Raw genomic sequence first — 20924 nt, 5'->3', positions numbered from 1 at the left:
CGGGATGGCAAATCCCGGCAGACAGAAGCTGAAACATGCGCTACTCGGGAAACCGTCCGGGCCGAACCGCACTAAGGGACAGCCCCGCCAGCGACCGAGGGAGGATTCGTGGACACGACAGCCAATATCGCCGCGGCGCCGGCCGCGCTTGCCGAAACACATCGCGCCTTCGTCAACACGTGGGAATGCGACGAGAACGCCCATCTCAACGTGCAGTTCTATTTCAAGCGCTTCGACGAGGCGGCCCGGTTCTTTGCCGCCGCGCACGGCGGTGCGCTCGACGGCGCCTTGCCGCATGTGCGCCATGTGCGCTTTCACGCCGAGCTCCATGTCGGCGCCGTCACCCGTATCCGCAGCGGGACGGTCGCCGACGGAGCATTTCGCGGATATGCGGTGCATCTGCTCGAAAATCTGGAGACCGGCGCGCTGGCGGCAACCGCGCTCGACACGCCCTGCGTGGCCGAGGGACCCCGCGCCGTCCCGGCCGCGACGGTGGCGCGCGCGCTGCCGCGCGGCGTGGGCCCCGAGCCGGCTGTGGCCATGCCGGGCGAAGCCGTGATCGCCGCAAACGGGTTGATCGCCAACCGCTCGATCGCGCTGCCCGGCGAATGCGACGCCGCCGGCCGGCTTGCTGAACAGTCTTATGTCGCCCGCTTCACCGACGCCGCGCCGCATGTGTGGGAGCAAGGCGGCGTCACCGTCCAGTGGCTACGCCACAACAATTACGGCCGTGTCGCACTGGAAATGAAGATTACCCATCACCAGAACGCGCGCGCGGGCGACGGGTTGGTGCTTTATGCGCACCCCGCAGCGTTTTCGGGCAAAACCTTCCGGTTGCGGCACGAAATGAAACGGCTTTCAGACGGCGCGCCGCTGGTGACCGGCGAGGTGGTGGCGGTTGTCCTCGATCTCGCGACACGCAAGACGGTGGCCCTTCCCGCGACGCTCGGCGCGGGCGCCACGGACGCAGGTTGAAACCAGGGCGTCAAGTCTTCTGGGCGGCGCCGTCGTCCGGCTCGCCGCCGAGATCGCGCTCGAACTCCTTGACGATGCCCATGAAGCGGCGGAAAAACCGCTCCATGTAACCCATGGTCTTTTCGAATTCGTCCTCGCTCGGCAGCCCGTCATCACGCGGCCGGTCCTCGAGCGCGGCAAGCCGTTCCTCGATCGCCGCGACCTCGTCCTGCAGCCGCGCGATTTCGTCCTGCAATGCGCGCCGATCGTCGGCGGCCAGCCGGCACACGAGCCGGCCATCCTGTTGCGCGCAAATCGACATCTCTCCGGTCTGGCGATCCATGCGCACGTAGCCGTCTTGCGATTTCTCGACCCAGAAGCGCTCGCCGTCCTGCGCCGACGCCGCACCGCCGGCAGCCACGATCGCGCCGAGGCTCGCCGCCGCCAAGAAAATGGTTCGCATCTCGCTCTCCGTGTCGTTGCGGGTCGATCCCAGCACGGCAATGCGCCGGAATTGCGTTGCCTGTCCACAGCGGCGCAATAAATTGCCGCCAGCCGCTTCCGCCGGACGCCCGGCGATTCTATACGGCGTGCATGAGCACCGTCATTTACAAGATTTGCCCCCGAACGCTCTGGCGAGAATCCGAGGCGCGCGGCGTCTTTGAGGGCGCGCCGATCGACCTCGCCGACGGCTACATACATTTTTCGACCGCCGAACAGGCGCGCGAGACCGCGGCCAAGCATTTCGCCGGCATGGACGACCTTCTCCTGATCGCCGTCGAGGCGGCCGGGCTCGGCGAGGCCCTGAAATACGAGGTCTCGCGCGGCGGGGCGCTGTTTCCCCATCTCTACGCGCCGCTCGATCCTGCCGACGCGCTTTGGGTGAAACCGCTTCTGCTCGGTCCCGACGGACAGCATGTTTTTCCGGTTCTCGAACCGTGAAATCTCTTGTCGACAGGCTGGGACAGCGGGCGCTGTTCGGCCTCGACCCGGAAACGGCCCACGGCCTGTCGATCGCGGCGCTCAAGTCCGGCCTGCCGCTGGCGCGGCGGTCGAAAGCCGATCCGCGGCTTGCGACCACCGTGGCGGGGCTGGCCCTTTCCAATCCGCTCGGCATGGCGGCAGGCTTCGACAAGAACGCCGAAGTGCCCGACGCGCTGCTCCGGCTCGGTTTCGGCTTTGCCGAGGTCGGCACGGTGACGCCGCTGCCGCAGGCCGGCAACGCCAGGCCACGCATCTTCAGGCTGCTTGAGGACGCGGCGGTGATCAACCGGCTCGGCTTCAACAATCAGGGACATGCCGCCGCCGCGGCCCGGCTGGCCGCGCGCGCGCGAAAGCCCGGCATCGTCGGCGTCAATATCGGCGCCAACAAGGATGCCGAAGACCGGATCGGCGACTATGCGGCCGGCGTGACCCGGTTCGCCGGGCTCGCCTCCTATCTGACCGTCAACATCTCCTCGCCCAATACGCCCGGCCTGCGCAATCTGCAGGGTCGTGGCGAACTGAAAACACTGTTGCAGCGGGTCGGCGAAGCGCGGGCCTCCTCACCGGCGCCGGCGATCCCGATCTTTCTCAAGATCGCGCCCGATCTCGGCGAAAGCGATCTCGACGACATCGCCCTGGAAGTCACGGCCCAGGGGATAGACGGCGTCATCGTCTCCAACACCACGCTCTCCCGCCAGGGGGTGCGCTCGGCCAGGCGCACGGAAGCCGGCGGGCTTTCGGGCAAGCCGCTTTTTTCCCGTTCCACGGCCGTGCTTGCCCGCATGCGCGAGCGGCTCGGTCCCAAGCTCGCCCTGATCGGCGCAGGCGGGGTCGACGGAACCGAGGCGGCGCTGGAGAAAATTCGCGCCGGGGCCGATCTGGTCCAGCTTTATACCGGGATGATCTATGCCGGCCCGTCGCTGGCCGGTACGATCGTGGCCGGGCTCGCACGCCATGCCGAAAAGGAAGGCCTGCGCTCGCTGGCCGAACTTCGCGACAGCCATATCGCAAAATGGCTGGCCGCGCCGATCGACTGACCCCTTATGGCGTGGCGAAGGTTCGCCGAATGCGGCCGGGCAGAACGGCGGTCAGGCTCAGCCCGCGCGCGATCAGGAAGACATGCAGCGCGGCCCAAAGCCCGTGATTGCCCCACCACTGCGGCAGCGCGATCAACGCGACGACGAACAGGGCGAACGACAACAGCATCATGTTGCGCATATCGCGCGACCAGGTCGCGCCGATATAGACCCCGTCCATCTGAAAGGCGAGCACGCCCGAGGCAGCGGTGAAGGCGGCCCAGGGCAGATAGGCCGCGGCGCCGGCGCGCACCTCCTGCGCCGTGGTCATGATCGCCACGATCCCGTTGCCGAATCCCAGCATCGCCAGCGCCGCCAGCCCGGCCATGACGAAACCCCACAGCGAGGACAGCCGCACCGCGTCGACGAACGACTGACGCTGGCGCGCGCCGACGGCACGGCCGGCCAGTTGCTCTGCGGCAGTGGCGAACCCGTCCAGAAAATAGCCGGCGACGAGGAAGAAATTGAGCAGAACGGCGTTGACGGCCAATGTGAGCGTGCCCAGTTGCGCGCCCTGGCGGGCAAACAGCGCAAACGCCGACAGAAGCACGAAGGAGCGGATCATGATGTCGCGGTTGACGGCGAACATTTCGCGCAATGCCGTCGCGTCGAGCAGTTCCGAGCGGCGTGGCCGCGGCAGCCGCGCGAAGCGGCGCACAACCATCGTCGTGCCGACTAAAAAGGCGATCGCCTCGCCGCACACCGTGCCCCAGGCCACGCCTTCGATGCCCCAGCCGAGGCCGAGGCCGAACCAGACCGACAGTGCGATGTTGCAGCCATTGAGCACGATCTGGAGGACAAGGCCGCGCAGGCCCTCGCCACGGCCGAGCACGTAGCCGAGAATGGCGTAATTGGCGAGCGCCATCGGCGCCGACAGCAGCCGGATCAGCACATAGGTGCGCAAGGCCTCGGTGACGGCGGCCTCGCCGTCGATGAACCAGGCGCCGAGAAAGGCGATCAGCGGCGCGGCCGCCAACAGCAGCCCGCCAGAGACCAGCGACACGGCATAGGCGCGCCAGAACCAGGCCTGTTCGGCGCGCGCGTCGCCGCGCCCATAGGCCTGCGCGACCAGGCCGGTGGTGCCCGAACGCAGGAAGTTGAAGCTGGCGAAGACCAGGTCGAAGACGATCGCGCCGGCGGCAAGACCGCCGAGCAGGGCCGGATCGCCGAACTGGCCGACCACCGCCGTGTCGGTCAGACCGAGCAGCGGGGTCGTCAGATAGGCAAGCGTCATCGGCACGGCGATCGACAGGATCAGCCGATGGGTGACGACGAAAGCGCTCTGGTTACCTTTGAGCGCGGCAGGCTCGTTCGCGACCTCCGGTTTGGCGTCCATCAATGCCGGTCCCGTTTTCCAACTGCGCCGGCCACGACCGGAAACACCGCCCGCGCGGACGTGGCGCTTACTATTCGGGTGACGGCAACAACACAATAGTGCCAGGCCCGGGCTTTTCTTGGCGGTCCGGCGGCCCTAGTTCTTGCCGATGGCGCTTTCGATCGTTCACCACCCCGACTACGACGCCGCGTTTCCCGCGCACCATCGTTTTCCGATGGGCAAATATCGTTACCTGATGGAGGCGCTGCGCCGGCGCGGCCTCGCCCCGGCCGCCAGCGTATATGTACCCGAACCGGTCGGCGCCGAAATCCTGGCGCAAGCGCACGATCCAGCCTATGTCGAACAGGTGCTGAGCTGCACGGTACCGGCGGCGATCGAGCGCGAGATCGGCTTTCCGGTCAGCGCCAAAGTGTCGCGACGGGCGCATCTGGCCGCCTCGGGCACGCTGCTGGCAGCGCGGCTGGCGCTTGCCGAGGGCATCGCCTGCAACACCGCCGGTGGCTCGCATCATGCGCGCCACGCCCAGGGCGCCGGTTTCTGCACCTTCAACGATGTCGGCGTGGCTGCCCTCGCGCTGCTTGGGGAAGGCGCCATCCGGCGCGCGCTGGTGATCGATCTCGACGTGCATCAGGGCGACGGCACCGCCGATATCTTCGCCGACGAACCGCGCGTGTTCACCTTTTCCATGCATGCGGCGAAAAACTATCCGGCGCGCAAACGCGCCTCGGACCTCGACATCGCCCTGCCGGACGGCACGGGCGACGCGGCCTATCTCGCTCGCCTGGCCGCGATCCTGCCTTTGTTGTGCGACTACGGCCGGCCCGACCTGGTGTTTTACAATGCCGGTGTCGACCCGCATGCCGACGACCGGCTCGGCAAGCTCGCCCTGAGCGAGGACGGGCTGCGCCGCCGCGACCGGGCGGTGATCGGCCATTTCCACAGCCAGGGCGTACCGTTATGCGGCGTCATCGGCGGTGGTTATTCGACCGACGTGCCGGCGCTCGCAGAACGCCATGCGATCCTGTTCGAGGTCGCGGCCGAACTCGCAGGCGCCGAGGCGCCCGAAATCACCGCCTGACGCTGAGCAGCCGCAGGATGATGAAAGCCGGCACGACGACGGCCGCGCCGAGCACGATATAGTCGGCGAAACGACCGAGGGCTGAAAAGCCCATGTGCCAGATGTCCAGAACGACGTCGCGCACTTCCATCCACACCGCCAGCGCCGACCAGCCGAACGCGTCCATGACCATGCCGACGAGGAAGGAGACGACGACGAGCTTGAGCACCAGGCGAACGGGGCTGTCGCCGAGAATCCGGGTCATACGTCCTGCCACTGGCTTGCCCTCGTGCGCTACGGTTTCCGTCAGCGCGACATAGAGCCTGGCCGTCCCGGCATCAAGGCCGCAATGCCCGTTCAGCTTTTCATTCGGCCCGCGATCAGCCGCGCCACCGGCGGGCCGAAGACCAGCACGATGACGAAGCGCGCCATCTGCAGGGTCATGACGAAGGACAGGTCGACGCTGCGCGAGGCGGCCGCGATGATGGCGACCGAATCCATGCCGCCGGGGCTGGTGGCCAGGAAGGCGGTCAAACCGTCGACGCCGAAGACCGGCGCCATGGCGACACCCAGCCCAGCGCAAAATGCGATCAGCAGCAGGATGGCGAGCACGATCTGGGGCAGCGCCCTGCCGGCGTGCGCCAGAATCGGGCGGGTGAATTTGAGCCCGATCGTCCAGCCGATCACCGCATAGCTCGCCGCCAGCAGCCATTCCGGCAATTGCAGGGTGCCGAGACCCGAAAGCTGGTAGCCGGCGCCGAGCAGGATGGGCGCCAGCAGCGCGCCGCCGGGAAAGCGCAGCGCCCTGCCGCCGAATGCCCCGACCAGCGCAATTGCGACCGTGGCGGGAAAGTCCGGCAGGCGCAGCGGCGGAAACCAGTCGATCGGCGGCGGCGCGACACCGGACGTATCGACGAAGATGCGGGCGAACAGGGCAGCCGACAGCGAGACGAAGATGACGCGCAGATATTGCATGAAGGCGACCAGCCGCGCATCGGCGCCAAACGCGTCGGCCATGACCACCATTGCCGAGGACGCGCCCGGCGCGGAGCCCCAGACCGCTGTCGTGCCCGGCAGCGCGCCCCAGCGACCGACCATGGCGCCCAGCAGACCGGAGGCGATCAGCGTGGCCAGTACAACGCCCAAAAACAGCGGCCAGCGTTCCAGAAACCCGGCAACGACCTGCGGGGCGATCGCCATCGCCACCAGGCAGCCGACAACGCCCTGCGCGGCGAGATAGGCCGGTTCGGATACGCGTATCGACGCGCCGTAAACGCCGCACAGCACGGCGATCACCATCGGGCCGATCAGCAGCGCGGCCGGCATGCCGACAAGCTCCAGCCCGCCCGCCAGAACCGCGGACATGACCAGGAGCAGGCACCATTGCCATGGCGCCGGCAGGTTTTCGAAGCGGGCCGACAGTCTTGGATCGGACATGGATGAAAAGCGTTCGCCTGACAATCGGGTCCGTTATGTCGGCTTGCGGCGGCCATGCCAATCCCCCGATCGGCATTCGCTCAAGATCGGCGTCACGGTCCACCGCAACGCATGGTCGTTGCGCGCGGCCATGGCCGCAGCCATAAAGGACGCGACATGTTCAACCCGGGGAGATGGCGAATGGTGTCGCGATGGGGATGGCTGTTCCTGCAGGTGGCGCGACGCCTGTGGTTTCGCGCCACGCTGATCTCGCTCTTGGCGGTGGCGGCCGCGCTGCTTTCGCTGGTCGTATCGCCCTATCTGCCGCAAGGGCTCTCGGCGCGGATCGGCGCCGGCGCGGTCGAAAACATTCTCAACATCATCGCCTCGAGCATGCTCGCCGTCACCACCTTCTCGCTGAGCACGATGGTGGCGGCCTATGCGGCCGCGACCGGCAACGTCACGCCGCGCGCAACCCGGCTGCTGATGGAGGACACCACGACCCAGAACGTGCTCGGCACCTTCGTCGGGTCTTTCCTGTTCAGCCTGGTGGCGATCATCACGCTCGCCATGGATGCCTATGGCGAGCGCGGACGCGTGCTGCTGTTCGCGGTGACGATCTTCGTCGTCCTGCTGATCGTGGTCACGCTTCTGCGCTGGATCGACTATCTTCTACGGCTCGGCCGCGTCAGCGAAACGACCCAGCAGGTCGAAACCGCGACGGCGCAGGCGATTCGCGGCCATGTCGAGCGCCCCTGCCTCGGCGGACGGCCGATCTCTCCCGCCGAGGCCCGTCTCCGGCCCGGCGGCCGGTCGGTATTTTGCGACCGGATCGGCTATGTCCAGCATGTCGACATGCGCGCGCTGTCGAAAGTGGCGGAACAGGCCGGAACCGAGATCGTCGTCGACGCCGTACCCGGCAGCTTCGTCGATCCGGGCCGGCCCCTTGCACGGTTCGGAGGCGACGCGGATCATGCAAACGCTGTCCGCGCCGCCTTCACGATCGCCGACGAGCGCTCCTATGACCAGGATCCGCGCTTCGGCCTGGCGGTGCTGGCAGAGATCGCCTCGCGCGCGCTGTCGCCGGGAATCAACGATCCCGGCACGGCGATCGACGTGCTCGGCCGGGCGGTGCGCGTGCTTGCGGCATGGGCGCAGGAGGGCCAGGCCGGAGAGCCCGCCTTTCCGTGCGTGCTGGTGCCCGAGATCGATGTGGTCGATCTCATCGACGATATTTTCGTGCCGATCGAGCGCGATGGCGCAGGATTGGCCGAGGTCCAGATCCGCCTGCACAAGGCGCTGGCCGCGCTGGCGCGCGCCGGCGACGGGCGCTTTCGCGAAGTGGCGATGCAGCGCTCCCGCCTGGCCCTGCAGCGTGCCGAAGCCAGCCTGACCTTCCGTCCCGATTTCGACCGCGTCCAGGCGGCGGCGCAACTGGTCGGCGTCGACGCCGTCGCCAGGCGCCCCGGTCGCGCGCCGGTAAGCGCCTGACGGCGGGCGTGTTTGTGTCGCGCGCGCCAAAATCGGTTGCGTCCGGCCCCCTTGCCCGTTATGGAGACGCCATGAGCGCAAGAATGATCGCACAGGCATGGTGGTGGGGCTGCTGACAGCGGCCCGATCGTGCTTGCGTTCGAAAAGGATGATGGCCGCTGCGGGAGTTCCGGGCGGCCTTTTTCATGCGGTGTCCGGTCTTCCGCCAATTCGGAGGGATTGAAGATGACGATGGAAGTCCTGGAAGACGGAACCGAACGATACCGCACCGAAGGCGGGCTGACGGTCACGCGCAAGCGGATCGAATCCGCCTATCAAGACGCGATCGAGCCCTATCTCGACGGGCTCGACAGCCGCCGCGGCTGCGTGTTCTCCTCCAACTACGAATATCCGGGGCGCTACACGCGCTGGGATACCGCCACAATCGACCCGCCGCTCGCCATCACCGCCCGCGGCCGGGCCATGACGATCGAGGCCTTCAACGCGCGCGGCGAAGCCGTGATGCCGGCCATCCTGGCGGCAATCGATGCGCTCGACGAGGTCACGGCCGGCCCGCGCGATGCGAAAAAGGCGACGTTCACCGTCAATCCGCCGGCCGCCGTCCTGTCGGAAGAAGAGCGTTCGCGCGCGCCCTCCGTCTTCACCGTCCTGCGGGCGGTCGTCGCGCTTTTCCGCAGCGAGCACGATCCCGACCTCGGGCTGTTCGGCGCCTTTGGCTACGATCTCGCCTTCCAGTTCGATCCGGTCGATCTGCGGCTCGAACGGGCCGAAAGCCAGCGCGACCTGGTGCTTTATCTGCCCGACGAGGTGCTGGTGGTCGATCACCATGCCGCCCGCGCCTGGCTCGACCGGTACGACTATTCCGGCGACGGGTTTTCAACCGCGGGCCTGCAGCGCGCGCGCGTGGAGGATCCATTCCGTCTCGCCGACACAACGCCGCCGCGCGGCGATCACGAGCCGGGCGAATATGCCGGCCTGGTGCGCAAGGCTGTGGAGAAATTCCGGCGCGGCGACCTGTTCGAGGTCGTGCCGGGACAGATGTTCTACGAACGCTGCGAAACCGCGCCGTCGGCGATCTCGCGGCGGCTCAAGACCATCAACCCGTCGCCCTATTCCTTCTTCATCAATCTTGGCGAGCAGGAATATCTGGTCGGCGCGTCGCCCGAGATGTTCGTGCGCGTGTCCGGCCGCCGCGTCGAGACCTGCCCGATCTCCGGCACGATCAAGCGCGGCGAGGATGCCATCTCGGATTCCGAGCAGATCCTGAAGCTGCTCAACTCGAAGAAGGACGAGGCCGAGCTGACGATGTGCTCCGACGTCGACCGCAACGACAAGAGCCGGGTCTGCGAACCCGGCTCGGTGCGCGTCATCGGGCGGCGACAGATCGAGATGTATTCGCGCCTCATCCACACGGTCGACCATATCGAGGGGCGGCTGCGCGAGGGCATGGACGCCTTCGACGCGTTTTTGAGCCACGCCTGGGCGGTAACCGTCACCGGCGCGCCGAAACTCTGGGCGATGCGCTTCATCGAACAGCATGAGAAAAGCCCGCGCGCCTGGTATGGCGGCGCGGTCGGCATGGTGCATTTCAACGGCGACATGAACACCGGCCTGACGCTGCGCACCATGCGCATCAAGGACGGTATCGCCCAGATCCGCGCCGGCGCGACGCTGCTTTACGATTCGGTGCCGGAGGAGGAGGAGGCCGAGACCGAACTCAAGGCGTCCGCGCTGGTTTCGGCGATCCGCGACGCAGGCAAGGCCAACGACGCGGGCACGGAGCGCGAGACGGCGCGGGTCGGGGCTGGGGTCAAGATTCTGCTCGTCGACCACGAGGATTCGTTCGTCCACACGCTCGCCAACTATTTCCGTCAGACCGGTGCAACCGTGACGACGGTGAGGACGCCCGTCACCGAAGCGGTCATTGACCGGGTCGCGCCCGATCTGGTGGTGCTGTCGCCCGGACCCGGCTCGCCGGTCGATTTCGATTGCAAGGCGACGATCGACATGGTCCGGCGGCGCGGCCTGCCGCTGTTCGGCGTCTGCCTGGGGCTGCAGGCGATCGCGGAAGCCTTCGGCGGCGAATTGCGCCAGTTGCACGTGCCCATGCACGGCAAGCCCTCGCGCATCAGGGTGGCGTCCCCGGGAATCGTGTTTTCCGGCCTGCCGCACGACATCACCGTGGGACGCTATCACTCGATCTTCGCCGACGCCGTGCGCCTGCCCGATTGCTTCACCATCACGGCGGAAACCGAAGACGGCACCGTCATGGCGATCGAACACAAGACGGAACCGGTGGCGGCCGTGCAATTCCATCCCGAATTGATCATGTCTCTGGGGCACAATGCCGGCATGCGCATGATCGAAAACGTCGTTGCGCATCTTCCGCGCCGGGCGCGGGACAAGGCGGCTTGAGGAGCAGGGCGTCCGCCCGTTTTTCCGTCTCGCGGGAAAACGGGCGGCCCGTCGCGAACAGATGACAGCGAAACACAAGATCCGGCGTCTCGCCTTCTGGTCGATCGTCATCGCCTTCGCGGTGATGGCGCTGAAATTCGTCGCCTGGCGGATGACCGGTTCGGTCGCGCTTTATTCCGACGCGCTGGAATCGATCGTCAACGTGATCGCGGCGGCCGCGGCCTATTACGCGATCAGGCTGAGCCAGAAACCCGCCGACGCCGATCATCCGCACGGGCATCACAAGGCGGAGTATTTTTCCGCCGTGCTCGAGGGCGTGCTGATCGTTCTGGCGAGCTTCCTGATCATCTCGGAGGCCTGGGCGGCCCTGCAGACGCCGCGCAGCCTCGAAGAACCCTTCGCCGGCCTGGCGGTCAACGCGCTCGCCACGGTCGGCAACGTCGTGTGGGCGACGCTGCTGCTGCGGGTCGGCGCGACCGACCGCTCGCCGGCGCTCGAGGCCGACGGCCGCCATTTGATGACCGACGTCATCACCTCGGTCGGCGTCATCGGCGGTCTGCTTGTGGCGATGGCCACTGGCTGGCGCGCGCTCGACCCGCTTCTGGCGCTGATCGTGGCGATGAACATTCTGTGGCAGGGCTGGAAGGTGATCGGACAGTCCGTACAGGGGCTGATGGACGTCGCCGCCGACCCCGAACTGACGATGAAGCTGCGCGACATCATCTCGGCCAATTCCGGCGGCGCGCTCGAGGTGCACGACCTGAAGACCCGGATCGCCGGCAGGGCCACCTTCGTGGAATTCCATCTCGTCGTCGACGCCACGATGACGGTCGGCAACGCGCACGCGATCTGCGATCGCATCGAGGCCGCGCTCGCAGCGAAGATTCCGTCCTTGCGGGTGATCATCCATGTCGAGCCCGACGAGGAAGCCAAGCTTCCCAAAGGCACCAGCGCAGTGCCTTTCGCCTGAGAGCCGATCACGCCCGGCGCGTGTCCGACCCTTTTTTGACATGGAAATTTGGAATGAGAACGCTGGCGGCAAGCCGGTCGGGCGCCATCATTAGGCGACCGATTTGCCACAAAATCATCACGGAACACGCTGCCGGGATCGACGTTATGGGGCCGAGGGACGCAACCAACCGAAAGGAAGCACCAATGCGTAAACTGCTACTCGCCTCCGCCGCTCTCTCGGCCCTGACGCTCGGCGCCGCCCAGGCGCAGGAATCGCCGGTCAAGCAACCCGCGACCGAGCGTGCCGAGGACCAGATCACCACGCAGAGCACCAACGAGAACGTCGAGACCGGCGCTGCCGTCGGCGGCGCCGCGGGCGCCATCACCGGCGCCGTGGTCGGCGGTCCGGTCGGCGCGGTGATCGGCGGCTTCGCCGGCGCGATGCTGGGCACGGCGGCCTCCGTACCGCAGCCTGCGGTCGACTATGTTGTCGCCAACCCGGTCGAGCCGGTGGTGTTTGCGGGTGAATTGCGCGAAGGCGTGACCATCCCGGCCTCGGCCACGCTGCAGCCGATTCCGGAGCATCCGGATCTGGCCTACGTCTATGTCGACGGCCGTCCGCTGATCGTGAAGGCGGAGACGCGCGAGGTCGTTTATTCGCCCGGCTATCTCGTTCCCGACGAGAGCGTGGCCTACGTGAAGGCCAATCCGGTCGACCCGATGACCGGCACCAGCCTGACGCTCGGCGCCAGCGTGCCGGCCGAGGTTGAATTGGTGCAAATCCCGAACGATCCGGCCTACGCCTATGTCTACACCGATGCCGGCCCGGTGCTGGTCAACACGTCCAGCCGCACCGTGGTCTGGGTGCAGGGCGGCTGAATGCCGACTTGAGCCTGCCGAAACGACGAAAGGCGCCCGGTCCGCGTGACCGGGCGCTTTTTCGTCTGTCTGGCACACGCGCCGCGCACGGTTGGTCCCCGTTGCGAAACGGGCTCTCTATGCCGAAGGCGGGGCCCGCCTTTCGGCCTTGTCTTCTAGAAAAGCCCCTCGATATAACCCTGGTCGTTGAGCTTTATCCGCTCCGAAGACGGCACTTTCGGCAGGCCGGGCATGGTCATGATCTCGCCGCAGATCGCCACCACGAAGCCCGCTCCGGCGGAAAGCCTGACCTCGCGCACCGGCACGACATGGTCGGTCGGGGCCCCGCGCAGATTGGGATCGGTCGAGAACGAATATTGCGTCTTGGCCATGCAGACCGGCAGATTTCCGTAACCCGCCTGCTCCCATTGATGAAGCTGGTCGCGCACCGCCTTGTCGGCGATCGCCTCCGAGCCGCGATAGATGCGCTTGACGACGGTGTTGATCTTTTCGAACAGCGGCATTTCGTCGGGGTAGAGCGGCGAGAACTGCGCCAGATCGCTTTCGACGAGTTCGACCACTTTTTGCGCGAGCTCGACCGTGCCTTCCGAGCCTTTGGCCCAGTGCATGCACACAACGGCCTCGGCACCTGTTTGCTCCACATAGGCCTTGACGGCCTCGATCTCGGCATCCGTGTCGGAGACGAAATGATTGATCGCCACGACCGCGGGCACGCCGAACTGCTTCACGTTCTCGAGATGGCGGCCGAGATTGGCGCAGCCCTTGGTCACCGCCTCGACATTTTCGGCCCCGAGATCCTCCTTCTTCACCCCGCCATTCATCTTCAGCGCCCGGATGGTGGCGACGATCACCGCCGCCGCCGGCTTCAACCCGGCTTTGCGGCACTTGATGTCGAAAAACTTTTCCGCGCCGAGATCGGCGCCGAAACCGGCCTCGGTAACGACGTAGTCGGCAAGCTTGAGCGCGGTGGTGGTGGCGACCACCGAATTGCAGCCATGGGCGATGTTGGCGAACGGCCCGCCATGCACGAAGGCGGGATTGTTTTCCAGCGTCTGCACCAGGTTCGGCGACATCGCTTCCTTCAGCAGCACCGCCATCGCCCCGTCGGCCTTGATGTCGCGGGCATAAACGGCACTCTTGTCGCGCCGGTAACCGATGATGATGTCGCCCAGCCGTCGTTCCAGGTCCTTCAGATCGCTGGCCAGGCACAGGATCGCCATCACCTCGGAGGCGACGGTGATGTCGAAACCCGCCTCGCGCGGGAAGCCGTTGGTGACGCCGCCGAGCGAGCACACGATCTGGCGCAGCGCGCGGTCGTTCATGTCCATCACCCGCCGCCAGGCGACGCGGCGCGTGTCGATCTCTATCGCGTTGCCCCAGTAGATGTGGTTGTCGATCATCGCCGACAGCAGATTATGCGCCGAGGTGATGGCATGAAAATCGCCGGTGAAGTGGAGATTGATGTCCTCCATCGGCACGATCTGCGCATAACCGCCGCCGGCCGCTCCGCCCTTGACGCCGAAGCAGGGGCCGAGCGAGGGCTCGCGCAGACACACCATCGCCTTTTTGCCGATCCGGTTCAGCCCGTCGCCGAGCCCGACCGTCGTCGTCGTCTTGCCCTCGCCGGCCGGCGTCGGATTGATCGCGGTCACCAGGATCAGCCTGCCATCCGGTCTGTCCTTGACGGAGCGGATGAAATCGGCGGAAATCTTCGCCTTGTCGTGCCCGTATGGCAGCAGATGTTCGGACGGGATGCCGAGCCCGGCGCCGACCTCCTGGATCGGTTTCTTGGTCGCCGCGCGCGCGATTTCGATGTCGGACTTCACTTCGGCCATATCGGTTCCTTTACGGTCGGTCGGTTTTCGAAGTGCGGCGGCTCCGCCCCCTCGCGGCGCGCATAGAAGCGCGAGAACCGGACACCCCGCCGTCCCGTTTCGGTCGCCGAATACGCGAAATGCGACAGGACGGGATCGAGGGGGCGTGAACGACGTCGATGGCGCCGCGGCCTTCCGGGGCGAACGGACTGCCATGTCTTGCGGTCATGAAAAGGCTCAGCGATCGAGCACGCTTCTGAGCTCGACCAGGTTCGAGCGCACGCGCAGTACGTAAAACCCCATGGTCGCGAGATGGGTCGGCATGATCCAGCCCGCTTCATCACCGTTGGAGATCACCAGCGGCCGGATTCTGAGCGCGGCGCGAAACTGCTGCTCCGTCCTGTCCCACAGCGGAACCAGGTTACGCGAGACGATCACGTCGTCGAAATCGGCCCGCGTAGCATGCAGGACGCCGTAATAGGCATAGAGCTGCCCGTAGGCGAACCAGAACCGGTCGTCGGCGCGCGGGTCGAACCAGCCGAGATTGTATTCTTCCGAGCGCGCCCGCAACAGATCCGAGGTCGAGCCGATATCGCTGGCGATCCGGTCGAGAAAGGTGATGAGATTGTCGGCGCGCGTGTCGAAAATCGCGTCGCAGGCCTCGAGACGATCGTTGAAGACGGTCAGGTCCCTGATGGCGGAGCGGTAGAAACTCGGCGTCGGCGTTTTCGGTCCGAACGGATTGATGCCGAAATACCAGGTTTCCTCGTCGAAGGTGACGGCGCCGCGCGCGTCCTGCAGGTTCTGGTCGATCTGCGACGTGCCGCGCACGCGGCCGAGCGTGTCGACCAGTTCGATGGACACGCGCCGCACGGCCTGATGGATGCCGCGCTGGAAGGATGCCTTGTTGTCCATGAACGGCGTGTGATCCCAATCGATGCCGAACAAGCCGAGCTTGTAGAGCAGCATGGAGGATATCCAGGCGTTCTCGTTGACATTGAAATCGATCAGATCCGCGGTGAGGTCGGTGAGTGCGGAGCGTCCGCAGGTCTTGTCCGCGCCAACGCGGCCGCCAGGCGCCTCTTCGCCCGCCGACAGATTGCGCGTGTCGAAACCATACGCCGCCACATAGTCCGGATCGAAGCCGGCCCAGCGCTGTGTCTGCCAGAAAAAATACCCGTAAAGCCCGACCAGAACCAGCAGGCCGATGCCGATCGGCCCCTTGATCAGCCAGCCGCGGCGCGCGTACCAGCGGCTGGCGGCCAGGAACGGCCACACAAGCCACGCCACGACAACGCCGATGCCACGGCCGATCCATTCAAAAACGCGAGTAAAAAATGCAACGATCGGATCAAGCATGTGTCCGGAACCCCTTTCAATCCGTCAGCCCATAGAGCTTCTGGCGGAATGCCCGCTTGTCGCGGAGATATGTGGTCTGGAGCGTATCGACAACATGGCGTCGCCAGCGCTCGCTCAGTGTTTCGTAATCGCGGTAAAAGCCCTGTTTGTTGAAGACATAGCGCGAAACGAAGTCGTCTGGAACGAAATCGGAGATCAGCCGGCCGGTGAGCCAGGCGTCCGGATGGTCGGGTTTGGCGCGCACGACCAGGAACCGGCGATGCGGCGCAATATCGTCGAGGTCGATCTGGCCGGTCTGGGCGGCCTCGCGCTTGGCCGCGTTCAGGAACGGAAAGGCGCCGTCGCGCTGGATCTGATCGGCGTGGCGGTGAATCCAGGTCTGCAGCCAGACCTTGTCGACCCGATTCGGGTCGGCTTCCGGATCGGCTTTGCGGATCAGGCCGCGCACCACCATCTCGGCGCGATGCTCGAGATAGTTGGAGCGCTCGAGCCAGGACTCGCGCGGCAGGTCGAGCCGGCCGGTCTTGAGCAGGAAATCGAACACGCGCTCCGGGTCGCGGATCGACAGATAACTGACCTGCCAGGGACGCGAGCGACGAAAACCGGGCGCATCGGGGTCGCTGATCACCGTCGTCACGTCGGGATCGACGAAGACGTAAAGCCCGCCAAAATGGCTGGTCCAGAACGCGTTATGTCGAAAGATGACCTGGTCGGGCACCAGCGCGTTCTCGCGAATGTCGCCCGTCACCTTGGCGAGTTCGACCATGCGCTCCAGCATGGCGTCGTCGCGCCAGGCGCCCGGTTCCTGACGCAGCCGGTCGGACAGCCTGCCGAGTTCGGCCGCCTTGCCAAGCACGTCCTCGGCCGACAGGACGCGGAACTCGACCTGGTTGATCGACAGCAGATCCTCGATGTCCTCGACCTTGGCGACAGTGTCTTCGATCTCGCCATAGATCACGTCCTTGATCGTCAGCGCGTCGATCGCCCGGCGGTTGCGGCTGAAAAACTCGAACATCAGCTGGGCGGTGTTGGAAAAGGCCGTATGCACGACGGGCAGGTCGGCCTGGCGCGGCGACAGGATGATGAAACGCCGGTTGACCTGGTTCGGATCGAGGTAATTGTCGTCGCCGAGTTCGTCGGCCACCTGCGGCGAGAACCCGGTCCGATCGACGTCGATCGCCTCGAGCGAGGTCGGTTTGAGGCCGAAGGCGGCCAGCGCCTTGTTGTAGCGCGCGACGAGGTGCGGTTCGTCGACCCGCATCAAACGACCATAAATCAGCTCGCTGTCGTAAAGGCGCTTCATCCGGTCCTTCCCGCTCGCAGCATGCGACCTCGCCGGCAATTTCCGGGCGAACGCCATTCTTGGTCTAATGGGTCGCGCTGTTTCCCTCAAGGCATGCTTCGCGGCCACGGCAACATTCCCGCTACGGCACCCTACCCCACGCGCATTCACCAGCGCCGAAAGACAGGCTTGCCCTGCACCCCGGTCCGTGAAACCCTAGCCCGGCATGTAGCGGGGAACAGAGAGTTTTGTTAAGCCTTCTCAAATGGTTGCTTGGCGCCTCTGCCAGCATTGTCTTGTTGATCGTCTCCGCGCGCATGCTCCTGCCCCTTCCCGACCTGCAAGCGCGCGCGCCGAGCACGGCCATGCCCCTGTCGAAGGACACGGCCTGGGGCCGAGGCTTGGCAGCCTCGGTTCGCGACCATCCGGGAAAGTCCGGCGTTCTGCCGCTCGCCACCGGACACGAGGCGCTGGCGAGCCGGCTTCTCCTGACGGCACAGGCGGAACGCTCGCTCGATGTTCAGTATTACATCTGGCACGACGACGTTTCCGGCCGGCTGCTGCTGCGCGCTCTGGCGGATGCCGCGCGCCGCGGGGTGCGCGTGCGCCTGCTGCTCGACGACAACGGCGTTTCGGGGATGGACGCGACGCTGGCCGCGCTGAACGCGCAGGAGGATTTCGAGGTGCGGCTGTTCAACCCGTCGCGGGTGCGCCGGCCGAAACTGGCGGGTTTCGCGTTCGACTTTTTCCGCATGAACCGGCGCATGCACAACAAGGCCTTCATCGTCGATGGCGCCGCCGCGATCATCGGCGGGCGCAATGTCGGCGACGAATATTTCAGCATCGGCGAACAGAACTATTTTCTCGACCTCGACGTGCTGGCGGCCGGCGCCGTCGTGCCGGAGACGGCGGCGAATTTCGACCGCTACTGGAACAGCCAATCCGCCTATCCGATCGACGCGGTCGCCCCCAATGCCGGCACGCAGTTGCCGGACTGGCTTACGGAAGGCGGCGCCTCGCCGGAAGCCGAATGGCTGAAGCGGATGCCGGAGCTGGAAGCGTCCGTCGCGGGGCGGCTGAACAGCGGCGATATCAATCTGGAATGGACCGACGTCCGACTGTTCAGCGATCCGCCCTCGAAAGGGCTCGGCAAAGCCAAATCCGGCGAGTTGATGATCAGCCAGCTCGGTTCGGCGCTCGGTCCCGTCCGCGAAAGGCTGGACGTGATCTCGGCCTATTTCATTCCCGGCAAGGGCGGCACGGACTATTTCAGGTCGATCCGCGAGGCCGGCACCGAGGTCACCATCCTTACCAACGCGCTCAAATCGACCGATGTCGCGATGGTCCATGCCGGCTACAGCAAATATCGCAGGCGCCTGCTGGAAGCCGGCATCGCGCTCTACGAGCTCAAACCCAGGCCTGGCATGGCCGCCGGCGCCTCGGAACTGTCGGCGACCGGCTCATCGGGCTCCAGCCTGCATGCCAAGACCCTGAGCGTCGACGGGCAGCGCGTCTTCGTCGGCTCGTTCAATTTCGACCCGCGCTCGGTCTATCTCAACTGCGAGATGGGTTTTCTGATCGAAAGCGCGTCGATGGCCCGGCGCATTCACGAGGCGTTCACGCGTGACCTGGCCCAAAGCGCCTACCGGGTGGAGCTGCGCGACGGCGCGTTGCGCTGGATCGAGACCGGTCCCGACGGCGCAACCACGGTGCTGGAAAACGAGCCCGATGCCTCGATCCTCGACCGGATCATGCTTACCGTGTTCGGCTGGCTGCCGATCGAGTGGCTGCTTTAGACATGGCGGGTTTCAGGCGGTAGGGCAATCGTTTCTCCGGACCCCGCGAGACCCAGTTCAGGACGAAACGCCACTTCGCCCGCGGAACCGCGCAGCAAGGACGATGTCGGCGCCCGCCGCGCGGGCACTCAGGCGTTCCAGGTTCCTTTCGCCTTCATCTGCTCGATCTCGCGCAGCGCGCGCTCGCGCAGGCGCGCGTCGCGGATCATGGTCGAGACCGCGGCGTCGTCGGAGCGGTCGGAATAGCGGAATTCGGAATCGGCGTAGCGGTTGATCTCCTGCATGACGATTGCCATCGTGAAAGGACCGCGCAGCTCCTCGATCATGGCCTTCTTGTCGTCATAGGCCTTGTGCATGAAGGTTTCGGGCTTTTCGAACCAGTCGTCGGGCAGTTCGATATCCATGGCCCGCATCTTGATGGCGTCGGTGATGTTCTTGATCGCCCGGCCGGTAAAACGCGGTTCGGCTTCCTTGATGAGATGCAGATAGGAACCGATATCGGCCATCGTACGCGGCTCGCCATGTTGGTCGAGATAACGCTCATAGACCTTCTGCAAGCCGTCTTCCTGCGGCCTGGAATGCTGCTCGTAGGCGGTGTTGACGGCGCGCTGGATCACCTGGGCGTCGAACAGATCGTGCTCGCCGAGCGGAATGCCGTGATTCTTGCCGGCCAGCAGTACGAAAATGTCGATATAGTCGTCGCGCGTCTGCGGCCCGTCGACCAGCCAGCGCGCGCCGGCGCGCTGCCTGAGCGCGTCGTCGACATTCTCTGGATAGTTGGAAAACATGCCGAAGGAGCAATTGCCGCGCACCACCGTGGAGGCACCGGCGAAGCTTTCCATCAACACGCCGGTGATTTCCTGCTGGCCGGCCGAGGCGCGGTCGTCGGAGCGCTTGGCGGCGACCTGATCGATGTCGTCGACCGTGCCGAAACCGATGGCGCGCGGATTGATGACATTGGTGACGAACTGCTTGCAGTTCTGGCCCGACTTGCCCTGGTAGGACGAGATCTGGTCGACGCCGAAATTCTCGTAATGGAACGGGTAGCCGGCGATCTGACAATAGTCGTTGATCAGCCCGGCCGTCATCTGGATCAGGATCGTCTTGCCGGTGCCGGGCGCGCCGTCGCCGATAAAGGTGAACAAGAACCCGCCGAGTTCGACGAACGGGTTCAACTGACGGTCGAAATCATAGGCCATCAGCATCTTGGCGAGCTTCATGGCCTGATATTTGGCGATGTGGTTGCCGACAATCTCATTCGGCTTCTTGAACGTCATCACCAGCGGCTTGCGCTTCTGGCCCGGCGCCACGTCGAACCCGTCAAGCGTGAAATCGTCCTGGTCGATGCGAATATGCGCGTCCTCGAACGGCCCCAGCCCGTCGAAGCGGCCCTTGCGCGCCAGCAGACCCTCGACCGCCTCGCGGGCGAAGGCGCGGGCGCGGCTCAACAGGTCCTGATCGTCCTTTGCGCCGGCGATCGCGGCATCGAGGCCGGCGATCATCGACTTCAGCGCATCCTGCGGCGTGTCGAACAGGAAATCCGGTTCCTCGACGTCGTTGGGCGCCTCGGCGTCGCTTTCAATGGTCTGCAGGAGATAGCAGGCCAGGCTGAAGGCGGCGACATAGGCCGAGGCCGACAACAGCCGCTTGAAGCGCTGCGCCTCCTCGCCGTCCAGCGGGGCACGGCTGTTTTTGGCCTGCAGGCTTTCCAGTTCGCTGGAGCGTGCGAAAACGTCGCCGACCGCCAGCGCGACCGCCAGCCCGCGGCGGGCGCGAAACAGCAGCGTGTGCTGCGGGATCGACATCATCACGTCGTCGGCGCGCACGGCGGCGACCGATTTGGCGAATTCGACCTCGCGCGTGCGGCGCACCGAGCCGGTCGACACCGTCGAGACGAAACGCCGGCCCGTGCCGGCAAGCGCGGTCGAGGAGCGGCCGCCACCATCCTCCATCACGATGATGCGGGTGATCATGCCCTGCGCGACGGCGCGGTGCTTTTCGATGTCGGCTTCGCCGATCGTGGTCAGGCCGGTATCCATCCTACGCCCCGCATCCTTTGCATCGCATGATAATCGCCCGGCCTCCCAGTTCGGCCGCGCGCGCAAGGCTCGCGG

At 65.8% G+C, this 20924-nt stretch carries 17 protein-coding genes; 9 read left to right on the top strand and 8 right to left on the bottom strand.

Going from position 1 to position 20924, the window contains the following annotated elements; translation table 11 throughout:
* Window positions 1–108: 108 nt before the first annotated feature.
* Window positions 109–975: a thioesterase family protein gene (locus ACT2B0_RS02555; protein ID WP_473461113.1), complete on the top strand. Its 867-nt coding sequence runs from the start codon at window positions 109–111 to the stop codon at window positions 973–975.
* Window positions 976–985: 10 nt separating this feature from the next.
* On the opposite strand, the gene ACT2B0_RS02550 is transcribed toward ACT2B0_RS02555, so the two are convergent.
* Window positions 986–1417, bottom strand: a complete 432-nt coding sequence (locus ACT2B0_RS02550) for a hypothetical protein (RefSeq protein ID WP_473461110.1) — start codon at window positions 1415–1417, stop codon at window positions 986–988.
* A 131-nt stretch (window positions 1418–1548) separates the two neighbouring features.
* Here ACT2B0_RS02550 and ACT2B0_RS02545 point away from each other — a divergent pair, with 131 nt between their 5' ends.
* Together ACT2B0_RS02545 and ACT2B0_RS02540 are read left to right on the top strand one after the other, a co-directional pair.
* Entirely contained in the window at window positions 1549–1896 is a 348-nt protein-coding gene (locus ACT2B0_RS02545) for a DUF952 domain-containing protein (protein ID WP_473461108.1), read from the top strand.
* Window positions 1893–2975 (top strand): quinone-dependent dihydroorotate dehydrogenase, encoded by a 1083-nt coding sequence (locus ACT2B0_RS02540; protein WP_473461105.1) that lies wholly within the window; start codon window positions 1893–1895, stop codon window positions 2973–2975. Before ACT2B0_RS02545 ends, ACT2B0_RS02540 begins: the two co-directional genes overlap by 4 nt.
* Window positions 2976–2979: 4 nt before the next feature.
* On the opposite strand, the gene ACT2B0_RS02535 is transcribed toward ACT2B0_RS02540, so the two are convergent.
* A complete protein-coding gene (locus tag ACT2B0_RS02535) occupies window positions 2980–4350 on the bottom strand; it encodes an MATE family efflux transporter (RefSeq protein ID WP_473461102.1) in 1371 nt (456 codons plus the stop codon).
* A gap of 148 nt (window positions 4351–4498) precedes the next feature.
* Here ACT2B0_RS02535 and ACT2B0_RS02530 point away from each other — a divergent pair, with 148 nt between their 5' ends.
* Window positions 4499–5428, top strand: a complete 930-nt coding sequence (locus tag ACT2B0_RS02530) for a histone deacetylase family protein (RefSeq protein ID WP_473461100.1) — start codon at window positions 4499–4501, stop codon at window positions 5426–5428.
* On the opposite strand, the gene ACT2B0_RS02525 is transcribed toward ACT2B0_RS02530, so the two are convergent.
* Window positions 5418–5672, bottom strand: coding sequence for a DUF6460 domain-containing protein (locus tag ACT2B0_RS02525; RefSeq protein WP_473461097.1), 255 nt, complete (start codon window positions 5670–5672; stop codon window positions 5418–5420). The two genes, ACT2B0_RS02530 and ACT2B0_RS02525, sit on opposite strands and share 11 nt — an antisense overlap.
* A 92-nt stretch (window positions 5673–5764) precedes the next feature.
* Complete coding sequence (locus ACT2B0_RS02520) at window positions 5765–6844, bottom strand: AbrB family transcriptional regulator (RefSeq protein WP_473461094.1); 1080 nt, start codon at window positions 6842–6844, stop codon at window positions 5765–5767.
* A gap of 180 nt (window positions 6845–7024) precedes the next feature.
* Here ACT2B0_RS02520 and ACT2B0_RS02515 point away from each other — a divergent pair, with 180 nt between their 5' ends.
* The 4 genes from ACT2B0_RS02515 (at window position 7025) to ACT2B0_RS02500 (ending at window position 12559) form a co-directional block, all read left to right on the top strand.
* Window positions 7025–8314 (top strand): DUF2254 domain-containing protein, encoded by a 1290-nt coding sequence (locus ACT2B0_RS02515; RefSeq protein WP_473461091.1) that lies wholly within the window; start codon window positions 7025–7027, stop codon window positions 8312–8314.
* A 225-nt stretch (window positions 8315–8539) separates the two neighbouring features.
* Window positions 8540–10729 carry an anthranilate synthase gene (locus ACT2B0_RS02510; RefSeq protein ID WP_481658446.1) on the top strand — a complete coding sequence of 730 codons (2190 nt, stop codon included), beginning with the start codon at window positions 8540–8542 and terminating at the stop codon, window positions 10727–10729.
* Window positions 10730–10790: 61 nt separating this feature from the next.
* The gene (locus ACT2B0_RS02505; protein ID WP_473461085.1) at window positions 10791–11699 is read left to right on the top strand and encodes a cation diffusion facilitator family transporter; all 909 of its coding nucleotides are present in this window, start codon (window positions 10791–10793) and stop codon (window positions 11697–11699) included.
* Window positions 11700–11884: 185 nt separating this feature from the next.
* Window positions 11885–12559: a DUF1236 domain-containing protein gene (locus ACT2B0_RS02500; protein WP_473461082.1), complete on the top strand. Its 675-nt coding sequence runs from the start codon at window positions 11885–11887 to the stop codon at window positions 12557–12559.
* A gap of 155 nt (window positions 12560–12714) precedes the next feature.
* On the opposite strand, the gene ACT2B0_RS02495 is transcribed toward ACT2B0_RS02500, so the two are convergent.
* The 3 genes from ACT2B0_RS02495 to ACT2B0_RS02485 form a co-directional block, all read right to left on the bottom strand.
* Window positions 12715–14394: a formate--tetrahydrofolate ligase gene (locus ACT2B0_RS02495; protein WP_473461079.1), complete on the bottom strand. Its 1680-nt coding sequence runs from the start codon at window positions 14392–14394 to the stop codon at window positions 12715–12717.
* Window positions 14395–14610: 216 nt separating this feature from the next.
* Window positions 14611–15732: a DUF2333 family protein gene (locus ACT2B0_RS02490; RefSeq protein ID WP_473461076.1), complete on the bottom strand. Its 1122-nt coding sequence runs from the start codon at window positions 15730–15732 to the stop codon at window positions 14611–14613.
* A gap of 16 nt (window positions 15733–15748) precedes the next feature.
* On the bottom strand, window positions 15749–17035 hold the full coding sequence (locus ACT2B0_RS02485; protein ID WP_473461073.1) for a DUF6638 family protein: 1287 nt from the start codon (window positions 17033–17035) through the stop codon (window positions 15749–15751).
* Between the two features lie 344 nt (window positions 17036–17379).
* On the opposite strand from ACT2B0_RS02485, the gene ACT2B0_RS02480 reads away from it, so the two are divergent.
* Entirely contained in the window at window positions 17380–18810 is a 1431-nt protein-coding gene (locus ACT2B0_RS02480; protein ID WP_481658445.1) for a phospholipase D family protein, read from the top strand.
* A 128-nt stretch (window positions 18811–18938) separates the two neighbouring features.
* Here the strand turns inward: ACT2B0_RS02480 and ACT2B0_RS02475 are convergent, their stop codons facing one another.
* On the bottom strand, window positions 18939–20849 hold the full coding sequence (locus ACT2B0_RS02475; RefSeq protein ID WP_473461067.1) for an AAA family ATPase: 1911 nt from the start codon (window positions 20847–20849) through the stop codon (window positions 18939–18941).
* Between the last annotated feature and the right edge of the window lie 75 nt (window positions 20850–20924).

It is taken from the genome of Nitratireductor sp. J20-h4, from assembly GCF_056780505.1.
Note: the sequence above shows the minus strand (reverse complement) of the source record. Positions and strands in the feature narration are given on the sequence as shown.

Excerpts from the sequence above, each read along its gene's own strand:
- ACT2B0_RS02550 (WP_473461110.1), bottom strand. The coding sequence starts at position 1,417 with ATGCGAACCATTTTCTTGGCGGCGGCGAGCCTCGGCGCGATCGTGGCT.
- ACT2B0_RS02545 (WP_473461108.1), top strand. The coding sequence starts at position 1,549 with ATGAGCACCGTCATTTACAAGATTTGCCCCCGAACGCTCTGGCGAGAA.
- ACT2B0_RS02535 (WP_473461102.1), bottom strand. The coding sequence starts at position 4,350 with ATGGACGCCAAACCGGAGGTCGCGAACGAGCCTGCCGCGCTCAAAGGT.
- ACT2B0_RS02530 (WP_473461100.1), top strand. The coding sequence starts at position 4,499 with ATGGCGCTTTCGATCGTTCACCACCCCGACTACGACGCCGCGTTTCCC.
- ACT2B0_RS02525 (WP_473461097.1), bottom strand. The coding sequence starts at position 5,672 with ATGACCCGGATTCTCGGCGACAGCCCCGTTCGCCTGGTGCTCAAGCTC.
- ACT2B0_RS02520 (WP_473461094.1), bottom strand. The coding sequence starts at position 6,844 with ATGTCCGATCCAAGACTGTCGGCCCGCTTCGAAAACCTGCCGGCGCCA.
- ACT2B0_RS02515 (WP_473461091.1), top strand. The coding sequence starts at position 7,025 with ATGGTGTCGCGATGGGGATGGCTGTTCCTGCAGGTGGCGCGACGCCTG.
- ACT2B0_RS02510 (WP_481658446.1), top strand. The coding sequence starts at position 8,540 with ATGACGATGGAAGTCCTGGAAGACGGAACCGAACGATACCGCACCGAA.
- ACT2B0_RS02505 (WP_473461085.1), top strand. The coding sequence starts at position 10,791 with ATGACAGCGAAACACAAGATCCGGCGTCTCGCCTTCTGGTCGATCGTC.
- ACT2B0_RS02500 (WP_473461082.1), top strand. The coding sequence starts at position 11,885 with ATGCGTAAACTGCTACTCGCCTCCGCCGCTCTCTCGGCCCTGACGCTC.
- ACT2B0_RS02495 (WP_473461079.1), bottom strand. The coding sequence starts at position 14,394 with ATGGCCGAAGTGAAGTCCGACATCGAAATCGCGCGCGCGGCGACCAAG.
- ACT2B0_RS02490 (WP_473461076.1), bottom strand. The coding sequence starts at position 15,732 with ATGCTTGATCCGATCGTTGCATTTTTTACTCGCGTTTTTGAATGGATC.
- ACT2B0_RS02485 (WP_473461073.1), bottom strand. The coding sequence starts at position 17,035 with ATGAAGCGCCTTTACGACAGCGAGCTGATTTATGGTCGTTTGATGCGG.
- ACT2B0_RS02480 (WP_481658445.1), top strand. The coding sequence starts at position 17,380 with ATGCCCCTGTCGAAGGACACGGCCTGGGGCCGAGGCTTGGCAGCCTCG.
- ACT2B0_RS02475 (WP_473461067.1), bottom strand. The coding sequence starts at position 20,849 with ATGGATACCGGCCTGACCACGATCGGCGAAGCCGACATCGAAAAGCAC.